Source organism: Methylobacterium sp. P3_A11, from assembly GCF_056403155.1.
This window is the reverse complement of the sequence record NZ_JBFUGA010000017.1, coordinates 32,294-47,392: the sequence shown is the minus strand read 5'-3', so window position 1 is coordinate 47,392 and position 15,099 is coordinate 32,294. Positions and strand designations below refer to the sequence as shown.

Annotated in this window: 11 protein-coding genes; 6 read left to right on the top strand and 5 right to left on the bottom strand. The window is 70.9% G+C overall.

The window, feature by feature from the left end; all coding sequences use genetic code 11:
• Positions 1-121: 121 nt before the first annotated feature.
• From cysN to AC1DXK_RS08110, 3 genes are read right to left on the bottom strand one after another with little or no spacing between them, the layout of a single operon-like run.
• Positions 122-1,525: a sulfate adenylyltransferase subunit CysN gene (gene cysN / locus AC1DXK_RS08120; RefSeq protein ID WP_457105135.1), complete on the bottom strand. Its 1,404-nt coding sequence runs from the start codon at positions 1,523-1,525 to the stop codon at positions 122-124.
• A complete protein-coding gene (gene cysD / locus AC1DXK_RS08115) occupies positions 1,525-2,487 on the bottom strand; it encodes a sulfate adenylyltransferase subunit CysD (RefSeq protein ID WP_457105136.1) in 963 nt (320 codons plus the stop codon). Before cysD ends, cysN begins: the two co-directional genes overlap by 1 nt.
• Complete coding sequence (locus tag AC1DXK_RS08110; protein ID WP_457105137.1) at positions 2,484-3,323, bottom strand: phosphoadenylyl-sulfate reductase; 840 nt, start codon at positions 3,321-3,323, stop codon at positions 2,484-2,486. Before AC1DXK_RS08110 ends, cysD begins: the two co-directional genes overlap by 4 nt.
• 265 nt (positions 3,324-3,588) lie before the next feature.
• Between AC1DXK_RS08110 and AC1DXK_RS08105 the strand changes: the two genes are divergently transcribed.
• The 6 genes from AC1DXK_RS08105 (at position 3,589) to AC1DXK_RS08080 (ending at position 12,012) form a co-directional block, all read left to right on the top strand.
• A complete protein-coding gene (locus tag AC1DXK_RS08105) occupies positions 3,589-4,104 on the top strand; it encodes an Lrp/AsnC family transcriptional regulator (RefSeq protein ID WP_457105138.1) in 516 nt (171 codons plus the stop codon).
• 111 nt (positions 4,105-4,215) lie between these two features.
• Positions 4,216-5,985 (top strand): diflavin oxidoreductase, encoded by a 1,770-nt coding sequence (locus tag AC1DXK_RS08100; protein ID WP_457105139.1) that lies wholly within the window; start codon positions 4,216-4,218, stop codon positions 5,983-5,985.
• Between the two features lie 263 nt (positions 5,986-6,248).
• The gene (locus tag AC1DXK_RS08095) at positions 6,249-8,087 is read left to right on the top strand and encodes an NADPH-dependent assimilatory sulfite reductase hemoprotein subunit (RefSeq protein ID WP_457105140.1); all 1,839 of its coding nucleotides are present in this window, start codon (positions 6,249-6,251) and stop codon (positions 8,085-8,087) included.
• A 416-nt stretch (positions 8,088-8,503) separates the two neighbouring features.
• A complete protein-coding gene (locus tag AC1DXK_RS08090; RefSeq protein ID WP_457105141.1) occupies positions 8,504-8,803 on the top strand; it encodes a hypothetical protein in 300 nt (99 codons plus the stop codon).
• Positions 8,800-9,432, top strand: a complete 633-nt coding sequence (locus AC1DXK_RS08085) for a TetR/AcrR family transcriptional regulator (RefSeq protein WP_457105142.1) — start codon at positions 8,800-8,802, stop codon at positions 9,430-9,432. Before AC1DXK_RS08090 ends, AC1DXK_RS08085 begins: the two co-directional genes overlap by 4 nt.
• A gap of 402 nt (positions 9,433-9,834) precedes the next feature.
• On the top strand, positions 9,835-12,012 hold the full coding sequence (locus tag AC1DXK_RS08080) for a TonB-dependent siderophore receptor (protein WP_457105143.1): 2,178 nt from the start codon (positions 9,835-9,837) through the stop codon (positions 12,010-12,012).
• A gap of 153 nt (positions 12,013-12,165) precedes the next feature.
• Here AC1DXK_RS08080 and AC1DXK_RS08075 read toward each other — a convergent pair whose 3' ends face one another.
• Together AC1DXK_RS08075 and garD are read right to left on the bottom strand one after the other, a co-directional pair.
• The gene (locus tag AC1DXK_RS08075) at positions 12,166-13,389 is read right to left on the bottom strand and encodes a PepSY-associated TM helix domain-containing protein (protein ID WP_457105144.1); all 1,224 of its coding nucleotides are present in this window, start codon (positions 13,387-13,389) and stop codon (positions 12,166-12,168) included.
• A 76-nt stretch (positions 13,390-13,465) separates the two neighbouring features.
• Positions 13,466-15,061 (bottom strand): galactarate dehydratase, encoded by a 1,596-nt coding sequence (gene garD / locus AC1DXK_RS08070; protein WP_477297388.1) that lies wholly within the window; start codon positions 15,059-15,061, stop codon positions 13,466-13,468.
• Positions 15,062-15,099 lie beyond the last annotated feature (38 nt).

The window sequence follows — 15,099 nt, the reverse complement described above, 5'->3', positions numbered from 1 at the left end:
TTGGCGGGTCGGCAGGGCGGAGCCCTGACAGATCGGGCGAAGCCCGACCATCGGGCCAAGCCCGCTAGCAGGGCGCCGCCCTGCACCCGCAAAAGGTCTCGGACCTTTTGAAACCGGAACTTCAACGTCCGAACAGGCGACCGAGGCGGGCCAGGAAGCCGGGGGCCGCCCCGGGCTTCGGGCTCGATGCGACCCTGGCGGGCTCCGCCTGCGGCGCCAGGACAAGCCCGAGGGCCGCCGTGTCGGTGGTCTCGCGGTCGATCAGGATCAGGCTGCCGGTCTCGCGGTTCTCCGCGTAGGCGTCGACCGCCACCGCCCGGTCGAGGCGCAGGGCCACGTCGGCGATGTCGTTGGCCGACAGGCGCTCGGCTGGGCCGGGCCGGCCGGTCTCGGGATCGATGCGCGAGACGATCCGCTCCACGGTCGCGGTGACCGTGGCGGTGCCGATCTTGGCGAACAGGCTGGCGCCCGGGCTCAGATCGGTCTCGGCCGCCCAGAACAGGCGGGCGTCGAGGGTCTCGGTGACCCGCATCGGCGCGTCGGTGGCGACGATCACCTGCCCGCGGGAGGCGTCGATCTGGTCGGCCAGCACCAGGGTCACCGACTCATCCTCGCCGGCCTCGGGCAGATCGCCGTCGGCAGTGTAGATCCGCGCCACCGTGGAGGTCCGGCCGGAGGGCTGGACCGTCACCGAGTCGCCCGGCCGCACCCGGCCGCTGGCGATCCGGCCGCTGTAGCCGCGGAACTCGGAATTGGGCCGGTTGACCCACTGCACCGCCATGCGGAACGGCGCGTTCAGCGCCTCCGCGCGGACCGGCACCGTCTCCAGGTAGGCGAGCAGCGGGCCGCCCGTGTACCAGGGCGCCGCGATGCCCGGCTCCACGACGTTGTCGCCGTTCTTGGCCGAGAGCGGGATCGCCTTGACCTCGGAGAAATTGAGATCCCGGGCGAAGTCCGAGAAACCCGCCACGATGCCGTCGAAGGTGCCCTGCGCCCAGCCGGCGAGGTCCATCTTGTTCACCGCCAGCACCACACGGCGGATGCCGAGATTGGAGACCAGCAGCGCGTGGCGCCGGGTCTGGCGGGTCAGGCCCTGGCGGGCATCGACCAGGATCACCGCCACGTCCGCCGTCGAGGCGCCGGTGGCCATGTTGCGGGTGTACTGCTCGTGGCCGGGCGTGTCGGCGACGATGAAGGAGCGCCTGTCGGTGGAGAAGAACCGGTAGGCGACGTCGATGGTGATGCCCTGCTCGCGCTCGGCCTGGAGGCCGTCCACCAGCAGCGCGAGATCCACCTCCTGCCCCTGCGTCCCGTGCTTGCGCGAGTCGCGCTGGAGCGCCGAGATCTGGTCGTCGAAGATCTGCTTGGTGTCGTGCAGGAGCCGCCCGATCAGGGTCGACTTGCCGTCATCCACCGAGCCGCAGGCGATGAAGCGCAGCACCGCCTTGCTGCGGTGGGCGGTCAGGAAGGCCGCATAGCCGGAGGCGCGGTCGGCGAAAGCCGTGGGAGCCTGGTGGACGGTCATCAGAAATAGCCCTCCTGCTTCTTGCGCTCCATGGCGCCGGCGCCGTCCTTGTCGATCACCCGGCCTTGCCGCTCCGAGGTGCGGGCGGCCAACGTCTCGCCGATGATCTCCGGCAAGGTCGCGGCGTCGCTCTCCACCGCGCCGGTGAGCGGGTAGCAGCCGAGGGTGCGGAAGCGGACGAGGCGCTGCTGCGGGGCCTCGCCGGGGGCGAGCGGCAGGCGCCCGTCGTCGACCATGATGAGCTGGCCGTCGCGCTCCACGACGGGCCGCTCCTTGGCGAAGTAGAGCGGCACGATCGGAATGTTTTCCTGCTCGATGTAGAGCCAGATATCGAGCTCGGTCCAGTTGGACAGCGGGAAGACCCGCAGGGACTCGCCGCGCTTCTTCTTGAGATTGTAGAGGTGCCAGGGCTCCGCGCGCTGGCGCTTGGGATCCCAGCGGTGCTGCGCGGTACGCAGGGAGATGATCCGCTCCTTGGCGCGGCTCGCCTCCTCGTCGCGGCGGGCGCCCCCGAAAGCGGCGTCGAACTTGTGCTTGTCCAGCGCCTGCCGCAGGGCCTGCGTCTTCATCACGTCGGTGTGGACCTCGGAACCGTGGCTCACCGGTCCGACCCCGCGGGCGAGCCCGTCCGGGTTGGTGTGGATCAGGAGGTCGAGGCCGAGCTCCTTCGCGCGGGCGTCGCGGAAGGCGATCATCTCGCGGAACTTCCACGTGGTGTCGACGTGGAGCAGCGGGAACGGCAGACGGCCCGGCGCGAAGGCCTTGAGGGCGAGGTGCAGCAGGACGGAAGAGTCCTTGCCGATCGAGTAGAGCATCACCGGGTTCTCGGTCTCGGCGACCGTCTCCCGGAAGATGTGGATGGCCTCGGCCTCCAGCCGCTTGAGGTGGCTGAGGCGGTCGGCGGTGGTCGGTACGGGCATCGTGGCGCTCGGCGGCACGGCGGCGGCGAGGGCGGCGCTCATCGGGCGAACTCCGGCTGGCGGGTCTGATTCGGGGTGGTCTCGAAGGCGGCGGCCTCACGGGCTGCAGGCTCAAGGATTGCAGGCTCCTGGCCCGGCTGCACCGACGCGCCGGGTCGTCCGACGTGCAGGCCGCATTCCTTCTTGTCTTCCTGCTCCCACCACCAGCGGCCGGCCCGTTCCGGCTCGCCGAGCTTCACCGCGCGGGTGCAGGGGGCGCAGCCGATCGACGGGAAGCCGCGGTCGTGCAGGACGTTGTAGGGGACGAAGTTGTCGCGCACGAAGCCGTCGACCCGCGCCCGCGACCAGTCGGCCAGCGGGTTCAGCTTGATCAGCCCGCGGTCCGCGTCGAACGCGGCGAGCGGCGTCTCGGCCCGATTGGCGGACTGGCCGGCCCGCAGCCCGGTGAGCCAGCCGACCGCGCCGGCGAGGGCGCGGCCCAGCGGCTCGACCTTGCGGAAGCCGCAGCAGGCCTGCCGGGCGGCCACCGAGCGCCGGAAGCCGTTGATGCCCTCGGTCCGCACGAAGTCCTCCGCGGCAGCCCGCTCGGGCGCGTAGGCGGCGATCCGGATTCCGTACGCCGATTCGGTCTCGGCCCAGGTGTCATAGGTCTCGGCGAACAGGCGGCCGGTATCGAGGGTGACGATCTCGACGCGCCCTTTCGCGAGGCCCGCCATGGCCAGCGCGTGGGTCAACGCCTGATCCTCGACCCCGAGACTCGTGGTGAAGACGAGCCGGCCGGGGATCTCGGCGGCGATCAAATGGAGTCGACCTGGAAGGTCAAGCGCGGACAGCCGCTCCGCAAGGGCTTCGCCCGTTTGTCGGTCCGGACGGGTCATCGCGCCATGTCCCGGGGTTTGCGGGGAGGAAAGGCCGCGGCCTGCGCCGTGCCTGTTGTCGAGGGGTCGAAATGTTCGCTATACCGAACGAAGTCAAGGCGCTCAGGTGCCCTTGCCGGGGTCGGATCGGCGGTTCGGCGTGCGGTTGCGCACAACATCCCGCACCGTCGGCCCGGGCTCGAGGTAAAAGATTCTTCTCACTGGCACCGGTAGCCTCGTATATGCACCCGCGCCTCTCGCGCGGCGGAAGCCCACGGAGACAGCTTTGGACGCGATCGATCTGAAGATTCTCGCCCTGCTGCAGACCGACGCGACGCTCTCCATCGCGGCGATCGGCGAGCGCGTGGGCCTGTCGCAGACCCCGTGCTGGAAGCGGATCCAGAAGCTGGAGGCCGACGGGGTCATCGACCGGCGCGTGGCGGTGCTCGATCCGGTCAAGCTCGGCCTCGGGCTGACGGTGTTCGTCTCCATCGAGACCGCCGACCATTCCCAGGAGTGGCTGCAGCGCTTCGCCGCAACCGTCTCGGCCATGCCTGAGGTGCTCGAGTTCTACCGGATGGCGGGCGACGTGGATTACATGCTGCGGGTCGTGGTCGCCGACATGCAGGCTTATGACAGCTTCTACAAGCACCTCATCGCGGTGCTGCCCCTCAAGAACGTCACCTCCCGATTCGCCATGGAGAAGGTGAAGTCCACCACCGCCCTCCCGCTGCCGGCGCCCCCGAAGAACGGGCGGCACCTGCCCGGGACGGCCCCCGTCCTCTCCGTGGTCGGAGAATAATGTTCTCTTTTTTCGCAGCGCAGCGAATGTGATGTCCTAAACTCCGCCCGTTCTGCAAAACGAACGTTTCTCGATTGACTCCGGCCGCGTTGGCCCCGACATGGTCCCGTAATGTCCCGCCAGAATCTCCTCCCGCGCACCGCCCCGTTCGGCGACGGCGAGCGCGCCAGCCTCGATGCGGTGCTCGGCGCCGCGAGCCCCACGCAACGCGCATGGCTGGCCGGCTTCCTGGCGGGCCTCGACGCCGCCGGCGGTCAGCCCGCCGCGGTGCCGGCCGCCCCACCCAAGGCCGCCGCGCCGCTGACGGTGATCTACGCGAGCGAATCGGGGAATTCCGAAGCGCTCGCCGGCAACGTCGCCAAGCTGGCGCGCAAGCAGGGCTTCAAGCCGAAGGTCGTGGACTTTGCCGACCTCGACATCGCGACCCTGCCCAAGGCCGGCAAGCTCATCGCCATCGCGGCCACCTGGGGCGAGGGCGAGCCGCCGGCCCGAGCCGTGCGGGCCTACGGCGAACTGATGGGGGAGGGCGCTCCGCGCCTCGACGGCGTCGAGTTCGCGGTCCTGTCGCTTGGGGACACCTCCTACGCGGAGTTCTGTGCCATCGGGAAGGCGCTCGACGCGCGCTTCGAGGCCCTGGGGGGTCGGCGCGCCGCCGGGCGCGCCGACCTCGACCTCGACTTCGAGAAGCCCGCCGCCGACTGGATCAAGGGTGCGCTGAAGGCGCTCGCCCCGGTGGACACGTCCGACAACGTCGTGGCGGTGGACTTCGCCCGCGCCGCCGCCGGCGAGGACGACGAGGCCGAGCCGAGCCGCGAGCCCGTGGTGGTCGAGGTCGTCGAGCACGTGAACCTCAACTCCTCGCGCTCCGACAAGGAGACGATCCACCTCGCGCTCGCCTTCGAGGACGGCGCGCCGGCCTACGAGCCAGGCGACTCGCTGGAGATCTTCCCCGAGAACGATCCGCAGCTCGTGGACGAGATCCTGAACGCCGCGGGTCTCTCGGGCGACGAGGCCCTGCGCAAGGCGCTGCTCGCCGAGCGGGACATCACCACGCTCTCGGCCGCCACGATCGAGCGGTTCGTGAAGGCCACCGGCCACACGGAGGCGCAGACGCTGATCGACAGCGGCGAGGCCAAGGCCTGGATCGAGGGCCGGCACCTGATCGACCTGCTGGAGACCTACCCGGCCAAGCTCACGCCCGAGCACGTGACCACGATCACCCGGCCGCTGCCGCCGCGGGCCTACTCGATCGCCTCCTCGCGCAAGGAGGTGGGCGACGAGGTCCATCTCGCCATCGCGGCGGTGCGCTACGAGACCCACGGACGCGCTCGCTCGGGCGTCGCCTCGGTCCACGTCGCCGACCGGATCCGCGACGGCGCCAAGCTGCGGGTGCGGCTGAAGCCGAACCGGCATTTCCGCCTGCCGCAGGATCCGGCTACCGACATCATCATGGTCGGCCCTGGCACCGGCGTCGCGCCGTTCCGCGCCTTCGTGCAGGAGCGCCGGGCGATCGAGGCCCCGGGGCGGTCGTGGCTGTTCTTCGGCGACCGGCACTTCACCCACGACTTCCTGTACCAGCTCGAGTGGCAGGACGCCCTGGAGGACGGGTCGCTGACCAAGATCGACGTGGCCTTCTCGCGGGACCAGCCGGAAAAGGTCTACGTGCAGGACCGGATCACCCAGCACGCCGCGGAGCTGGTCTCCTGGCTCGATGGGGGCGCGCATCTCTACGTCTGCGGCGATGCCAAGGCCATGGCCAAGGACGTGCGGGCCGCTCTGGTAAAGGCCTACGAGACCACCAAGGGCCTGAGCGCTGCCGACGCGGAGGCGCAGGTCGCGTCGCTGGAGCGCAGCCACCGGTACCAGCAGGACGTTTACTAACGGAGCGGCCTTCCGAGGCCGCAGGATCGAGATTGCAGCGGAGCAGGACGGGGCGCGGGTCCCCTCTCCCGTGCGGGAGAGGGACAGGGTGAGGGATCCAGGTCTTTCCGGAGAGGGCGCATCCCTCACCCCGACCCTCTCCCGCACGGGAGAGGGGGACCGTCGCGGATCCCGCCCCCTTCCGTGAACCGGCACGCGTTCCGCTCGGCACCCATCCCTGACGCGCGGGGTGGGAGACGCGTTCAGACAGACGGATTCACCCCATGGACGACCACAGCCCCCGCGACGCCGCCGAGCCCCCGAACCCCGCCCCGGCCAAGCGCGTCTACGAGACCCCGCCGACCGCGCGTCCGATCACGGACGCCGAGGCCGCGCGCGCGGAGAAACTCGCGGCGAACGAGCACATCAAGATCGCCAGCGGCTACCTGCGCGGCACCCTGGCGGACGGCCTTCTTGCGCACGCCACCGGGGCGATCTCGGAGGATGACGGGCAGCTCGTGAAGTTCCACGGGATGTACCTGCAGGACGACCGCGACCTGCGCCCCGAACGCACCAAGAAGAAGCTCGACAAGGCCTACAGCTTCATGATCCGCCTGCGCATCGCTGGCGGCGTCATCAGCCCGAAGCAGTGGCTGGTCCTCGACGACATCGCCCGGACCTACGCGGGCGGGGCGCTGCGCGCGACCACGCGCCAGACCTTCCAGTACCACGGCGTGATCAAGTCGAACCTCAAGCGCACGATGGCGGCCATCGACGCGGCGCTCCTCGACACGATCGCGGCCTGCGGCGACGTCAACCGCAACGTCATGGCGGCGACGAACCCGGCTCAGGTCGGCGCCCACAAGGCCGCCTACCAGCTCGCCAAGGAGATCTCCGACTCGCTGCTGCCGAAGACCAGCGCGTGGCGCGAGATCTGGCTCGACGGCGAGCGCGTGGTCGGCGGCGAGGACGAGGCCGAGGTCGAGCCGGTCTACGGCCGGACCTACCTGCCGCGGAAGTTCAAGACCGTCGTGGCGGTGCCGCCCTCCAACGAGGTCGACATCTTCGCCCACGACCTCGGCTTCATCGCGATCCTCGACAAGAAGAATCGGGTCACCGGCTGGAACGTGACGGTGGGCGGCGGCATGGGCATGACCCACGGCGAGCCCGACACCTTCCCGCGCACCGCCGACGTGATGGGCTTCGTGGCTCCTGAGGACGCCATCAAGGTCGCCGAGGCGGTGATGACCGTCCAGCGCGACTGGGGCAACCGCAAGAACCGCAAGAACGCCCGGCTCAAGTACACGATCGAGCGCTACGGGCTCGACGCCTTCCGGGCCGAGGTCGAGAAGCGCGTCGGCAAGACGCTCGGCGCGCCCAAGCCCTTCACCTTCACGGGCAACGGCGACCGCTACGGCTGGGTCGCGGGCGACGACGGCCGCCACCACCTGACGCTCTACGTGCCGGCGGGCCGGATCAAGGACATCGAGGGCGGCCCGCAGTTCCTCTCGGGGCTGCGCCGCATCGCCGAGGTGCACCAGGGCGATTTCCGCCTCACCGGCAACCAGAACGTCATCATCGCCAACGTCCCGGCCGAGAAGCGCGCCGAGATCGACGCGCTCGTCGACGAATACGGCCTGACCCGGGGCGCGAGCGCGCTCCGGCGCAGCTCGCTCGCCTGCGTGGCCCTGCCGACCTGCGGCCTCGCGCTGGCCGAGAGCGAGCGTTACCTGCCGGACCTGATGACCGAGCTGGAGGAGAGCCTCGCCTCCCACGGGCTCGCCGAGGAGGAGATCACGATCCGCTCCACCGGCTGCCCGAACGGCTGCGCACGGCCGTTCATCGCCGAGATCGGCCTCGTGGGCCGCGGCCCCGAGCGCTACCACCTCTACCTGGGCGCCGCCCATGACGGCTCGCGCCTGAGCAAGCTCTACCGGGAGGACGTGGCGGCCGCCGAGATCCGCGACACCCTCGACCCGCTCTTCGCCGACTACGCCAAGGGCCGGCAGCCGGGCGAGCATTTCGGCGACTACCTGATCCGCGCCGGCCACGTGGCCAAGACCACCAACGGCCCGGACTTCCACGAGCGGACCGGCGCCCTCAAGCCGGCCGCGAACGCTTGAGAGCGCGGCCTGCGCATATCCGGGTGCCCGGATCTGCACAGGGCCCACGGCTGCGCGGGGTGGGCGCCGAGAGGGGTTGGCGCGCAATCCCCGGACGGTCCCGCAATTCGCCGGCCCGCGCCGTCCTTCCGGCGCGGCGCAGCCGCATACCGGGCGTGGGTGTCGGTTCGCGAACCTGCGGGAGGGGTCATCTCCCCCTGCGAGCGCGGCGCGTGTCGGCCGGGCCTCGGTCTGGCCGGCCCTGAGCCCGCCGGGGTGCCGCCCCCTGGCCGGAAGGCTCGGAACCTCATCCCGGTCGTACCCGATGCCCCCACCGCTCCCCCATGCCGGATCGACTCCGCGATCCGATGAGAATGAACGTTCATTGACATGAGAATGAACGTTCATTATACAGCGAGGGCAATCAGGAGCGCGCGATGGCTCTCACGTTCGAAGGCCGCTGGTCCGATCTCGATGCGGAGCGTTACGGCGCCCGCGGTCCGGGTGTCCTCGCCCACGCCCGCGCGGTCTGCACCCCCGCCAATCTGACGTTCGCGGCCGCGGTGGCGCTGGCCTGGATGGCACTGATCGGCTGGACCGGGGCGGGTCCGGAGGGCTGGCAGGCCCGGCTCTGCGCGGATCTCCATCAGGGGCCGCAGGCCTGCGCAGCCACGGCGATCGGCAAGGACCAGAGCCGCATCGCGCCCGTCGCCTTCGCGGCGCAGACCGCACGGTGACCCTCTCCGCGGCGGTCGACACGCGCGGCGGTCCGGCCGCCCGGCGCGAGCACATCCTCGACGCCGCCGAGACCTGTTTCGCGCGCAACGGATTCCATCGCACGACCATGCAGGACCTCGCCCGCGAGGCCGCGATGAGTCCGGGCAATGTCTATCGCTACTTCGACTCCAAGGAGGCCCTGGTCCTCGGGCTGGTGGAGCGGGAACGCGAGCGTGGCAGCCATCTGGTCGCCGAGATGGAGGGCAACGGCGACCGGCGCGGGGCACTGCTCAGCATCATCGCGCGCTACTTCGTGTCCATCACCCGCGAGGCCGCGATCCTCCGGGTGGAGATCTGGTCGGAATCGACGCGCAATCCCGCCATCGCCGCCATGACGGAGCGGACGGAATCCGAGACCCGTGCGTGGTTCGTCGAAACGCTGTCGGCGCTCGCCACGGCGCCGGACTGCGATCCGGAGGCGCTGTACGTCCTGCTCGCGCCGTTGATGCGCGGCATCGTCGTCGGCCGCGCCGCGCTGCCGGGTTTCGACGTGACGGCGGCCGTGGCGCAGCTTCACGCGCTGCTGGATGCGGGCCTCGACGGCCGCCTGCCGCGCCCCGGAGATGCGCGTTCGCCTGCGGCTCGCTGATCCGCGTCCGCGCCGGACGCCGTGACGGAGCATGGGAGGCCGTCGTGGCCCACAAGGCCGAGGACAGCTCCTTCCCCGATCGCGCGCCGACACCGGCGCGCGGTACACCGGCCGGTCCGCAATCCCCCCCTCATGCGGGCCGGCCGGTCGTGTCCGAGGCCGCCCGCGCCTTCAACCCGCGCGCGATTCGGGTTCGACACCGTAACCACATACACGCAAAAGTAGGTAGGCTGGAGGTGTTTTAATATATCCCTCCCCAATTCGTGCCATTTCCGCCACATTCCAACGATGGATGCGCATTCCGGCGCCCAGGATACGCATCGCCGTTGAGATGATCGGGCCGATTCATTCTAGGAGTACGTCATCGCGCTGGCGCATCACTCCTGAGAACGATTATAAACTATGCTTTCTGGGCGGATTGACGGGGTCGATGGCACGCGCCGTCTCCGCGAGTACTTGAGTTTCTCCCACACGGGACTTGCCACCACCCTTCTGCTCCTGGCCTCGGCGGCTGGTCACGCGCAGGCGCAGACCGAGGAGGTCGCCCTCTCCGAACTCAGCGTGACCGGCACCGGGCCTGCGGCGGAACGGGCCGGTGGACCGGTCGTCGGCTATCGTGCCACGCGCTCGGCTACCGCCACCCGGACCGACACGCCTCTGCGCGACACGCCGCAATCGGTGCAGGTGGTGCCGCGCGACGTCCTCGTCGACCAGCAGGACATCCGTCTGAGCGACGCGCTTCAGAACGTCAGCAGCGTCCAGCCCGGGGGCACGATCCAGGGGCGGAGCGACACCTTCATCATCCGCGGGTTCAGGACCCAGACCTACGCCATCGACGGCGTCCTCCTGAACCAGGCCGGCAACTTCTCCGCGGTGACCCGGGATCTCGCCGACGTGGAGCGGATCGAGGTGCTGAAGGGGCCGGCCTCGGTCCTGTACGGGCGCGGCGATCCGGGCGGCCTGATCAACATCGTCACCCGCCAGCCGACGCTGGCGCCGTCCGGCGACATCAACCTGCAGGCCGGCAGCTTCGGCTTCCGGCGGGTGCAGGGCTCGGTCTCGAGCGCGATCGAGGGCGTGGACGGCCTGGCCGGGCGGCTCAGCTTCGCCGCGCAGTCGGATCCGACCTTCCGCAACTTCTACGGCCGCGACAATGCCCGCAGCTTCGTGGCCCCGGCCTTCGCCTGGAACCCGACCCCGGACACGCGCGTCACGTTCCTCGGCGAATTCACCCGGGTCGACAACCAGTACGACGAGGGCCTGATCGCCCGGAACGGCCGCGTACCCCTGGACAACGTCGCGCGCTACTACGGCGAGCCGTTCTCCCGCTACAACGGCAGCGCCAATTTCGGCCTGCTCAAGGTCGAGCACGACCTCAACGCCAACATCACCCTGCGCGAGGTGCTCAACGCGCAGTGGGGCGGATTCGACTTCCTGGCGACCCGCGCCACCGGCCTCACCAACCGCAACACCCAGGTGACCCGGCGGGAGACCGCGGGCTACTCGACCTACGCGGCCGTCGACAGCCAGACCGAGATGGTGGCGAAGTTCGACCTGCTCGGATTCCGGCACACGGTGCTCACCGGGGTCGAGTACACGAACGGCTACCGGCGCGCCTACACGACGCAGAGCACGAACTTCCCGTCGGTGAGCTTCCTCGACCCGGTCCCGGGATCGCCGATCGTCGGGCTGCAGTTCCAGTCCGACCTCAAGCAGAAGAACGCGCTGACCGGCCTCTACGTGCAGGACCAGATCGATCTCGGCTTCGGCCTGCAGATGCTGGTCGGCGTCCGCTACGATACGGGCACCCAGTACTATTTCAGCCGCGTCCCGACCTCGCGCACCATCCCGCCCGACCAGCAATTGTCCGGCACCTCGCCGCGGGTCGGCCTGATCTACCGGCCGGTGGAGCCGCTGACGCTCTACGCGAGCTACGCGACCTCGTTCAAGCCGCAGACGGACAACGTCTACAACGCCGTCAACCCGCGTCCCGAGACCGGCGAGCTCTTCGAGATCGGCAGCCGCCTCGACCTCAACCCGGACCTGACCCTGTCGACGGCGGCCTTCCGCATCGTCCGCAACAACGTCTCGGCCGCCGACCCGGTCAACACAGGCTTCTCGGTGATCACCGGGCAGCAGCGCTCCGAGGGCGTGGAGGCCGACCTCGCCGGCCAGGTCCTGCCGGGCTGGAAGGTCATCGGCGGCATCAGCTTCCTCGACGCCAGGATCACCAAGGACACGACCTTCGCGGTGGGCAACCGTCTCGTCGGGGCGCCGGCCTTCAGCGGCAGCATCTGGTCGACCTACCAGTTCCAGGAGGGCCTCCTGCTCGGCTGGAACGTCGGGGCCGGGATCACCTATGTCGGGCGCCGCGCCGGCGACCTGAACAACAGCTACTCGGTGGGCGGCTACGCCCGGCTCGACGCGGCCGTGTTCTACGACTTCAGCGAGCACGCCCGGTTCTCGATCAACGCGCGCAACCTGACCGACCGGCGCTACATCGAGCAACCGTTCAACCAGTTCAACAACCTCCCCGGCGCGCCACTCTCGGTGCTGGCGACGATCACCGCCCGGCTCTGAGCCGGGCGGCCTGCCTCGCGTCAGCGGTGGGCCGCCTCGCCGTCCTGCGCGCGTGGAGCGGGGCAATCCGGGACAGGGCTTCTCCGGTCGGCCGCGCGCGGCCCGGTCCCTCGCGGGACGCCGGGCGGCCGACGGCCACGCTCTCGCACCGTCTCAGGAACTCAGCGCGCGGACGGCCACCGCGGGTGCCTCGGGCTCGGCGGCCCTGCGGCGGGCACCGGCGCGACGGCGCAGGACGTAGAGCGTCAGGCCGGTGGCCGCGAAACCCGGCATGGCCAGGGCCGCCAGGCAGAACAGCAGGGCGACGAGATCGCCGAAGAAGCGGCCGCGATGCACCTCCAGCACGTTGTCCAGGAGGCGCCGGCCCAGCGGCGCCTCCGTGGCGCGCTCGGAGGCCAGCAGGGCGCCCGTGCGGGCATCGTAGCGGTCCTCGTTGCGGGCGCTCGGCGCATCGACGCCCGTGGGCAGCCAGCGGATGCGGATCGCCTTCGCGTCGGTCCCCGGCAGGGTCAGGACCGCCGAGCCAGCCGCGCCGGCGTTCCGCGCGCGGAAATCCGCCCAGGCCGTGTCCACCGCCGCGCCACCGGCCGCCGCGTCGGCCGGCGTGCCGGAAGGCGCGGCGTCGGACATCGCCTTTCGGGCGGGGCGCAGCCTCGGCGTCGCCGCGTCCGGCGCGCCAGCGAGCAGCCGCGCGGCGCCGTCCTTGAACCACGGGTAGGACCACGTCAGGCCGCTCAGCGCGATGACCAGGTAGACGGGCAGGAGCCAGGTCCCGACCACGGCGTGCAGCGACCACCAGCGCGGCCGGCCGGGCCGCGACAGGGCGGGCCTCAGCCAGATCCGCCAGCGATGGATTTGGGGCCAGCGCAGGTAGAGGCCGGTCGCCAGGAAGGCCAGCAGCGCCAGGGTGCAGGCGCCCGTGACCGTGCGGCCCCAGCCCTTGGACCCGCCGGGGAGCAGCAGCCAGCGGTGCAGGTCCCGCACCGTGGTGAAAGTTCCCTCCAGCCGCACCGGGCCGAGCAGCGCGCCGTCGTAGGGGTCGGCGTATTCCGCGGGCGGCCGCGCCCGGGTCCCGGGATCGCGGGCGAAGCGGACATGGACGCTCGCGCGCGGGTCGTCCGACAGGGTCAGCGCGTCGGCGACGCGGCCCCCCGCCTGCGCGTCGATCCGCGCCGCCAGCGTCGCGGGGGGCAGCGCCGTCCGCCCGCCGGGCGCGACCTCCAGCCGGTCGCGGTTGGCGAAGGCGGTGACCGCCTCCTCGTAGCTCATCAGCGCCCCGGTCAGGCCCATCAGCGCGAGGACGAGGCCGGCGGTGAGGCCGAGCGCCCAGTGCAGGCGGAAGAGCAGGGTCCGGAGGGAGGGAATCGGCAGCGTCATGGCGGTGCCGGCTGCCTAGCAGAGTCCGGCCACGCTGACGACGCCGCGGGCCGCATGCCCACCCGGCCGCCCGGTCTCAGGTGATCGGCGCGGGGTTGAACAGGGTCAGGTCGTTGAACAGCCCCCACCGGTCGGACCAGGGGCGCTTGCGCCCGCTCGCCACGTCGAGGATCAGGTGGAACAGCTCCCAGCCGACCTCCTCGATCGTGGCCGCGCCGGTGGCGATGCGGCCGGCGTCGAGGTCGATCAGGTCGGACCAGCGCTCGGCGAGCTCCGTGCGGGTGGCGACCTTGATCACCGGCGCCTGACTGAGCCCGTAGGGCGTGCCGCGGCCGGTGGAGAAGACCTGCAGGGTGATCCCCGAGGCGAGCTGCAGCGTGCCGCAGACGAAGTCGCTCGCCGGGGTCGCGGCGAAGATCAGCCCCTTCTCGCGGACGCGCTCGCCCGGCGCCAGGACCCCCGAGATCGCGCTCGTGCCCGACTTGGCGACCGAGCCCAGGGCCTTCTCGACGATGTTGTTGAGGCCGCCCTTCTTGTTGCCCGGCGACGGGTTGGCCCGGCGGTCGGCCTCGCCCTTGGCGAGGTAGGAATCGTACCACGCCATCTCGCGGACCAGCGCCTCGGCGACCTCCGGGGACTTGGCGCGCGGGGTGAGCAGGTGGATCGCGTCGCGCACCTCGGTCACCTCCGAGAACATCACGGTGGCGCCGCAGCGGACCAGCAGGTCGGCCGCGAAGCCCAGCGCCGGGTTGGCGGTGACGCCCGAGAAGGCGTCGCTGCCGCCGCATTGCAGGCCGACCACCAGCTCGGAGGCCGGGCAGGTCTCGCGCGTCCGGCGGTTCAGCACCGCCAGGCGGGCCTCCGCCATCGTCAGGATGCTGTCGATCATGGCCGAGAAGCCGTGGTGGCGCTCGTCCTGCAGCCGCACCACACCGTCGCCGGAAGCGCCGTTGTCGGGCAGGAGCCGTTCAGAGACGAGCTTCTCGCAGCCGAGGCCGACGACCATGACTTCGCCGCCGAAATTCGGGTTCTGCGCGAGGCTCTGGAGGGTCCGGATCGGCACCACCGCCTCGGGGGCGTTGATGGCGACGCCGCAGCCATAGGCGTGGGTCAGGCCGACCACGTCGTCGACGTTGGGGTAGCGCGGCAGCAGCTCCTGCTTGATCCGCCGGATCGCCACGTCGAGGGTGCCGGCGACGCACTGCACGCTGATCGAGATCGCCAGGATGTTCTTGGTGCCCACCGACCCGTCCGGGTTGCGGTAGCCCTCGAAGGTGTAGCCCTCGAGCGGGGGCAGGGGGGCCGGCACGCGGGTGGCCATCTCCAGGGCGTCGAGGGCGGGGGCGACCGGCGTCGCGACGCGGGATTCCTCCACCCAGGCGCCCCGCGGGATCGCCTGCGTGGCGATGCCCACCACCTCGCCGTAGCGGCGGACCTCGCCGCCCTCCGGGATGTCGGTGAGCGCCACCTTGTGGCCCTGCGGCACGAACTCGACGAGTTCCAGCCCGTCCGGGAACACGGTGCCGGCTGGCAGCCCGAAGGCGTTGACCACGATCGCGACGTTGTCGCTGTCGCTCAGGCGGATCGTGCGCGGCACGTCTCCGGCGGCCCCTCCGGCGGCCCCCGCGCCGGCCGGGTGCGGGCGGGTCGGGGCTTCGATCTCGGCCTGCATCGGATGCTCCTTCCGTCTCGCGCCCGTCCGGGCTTCTG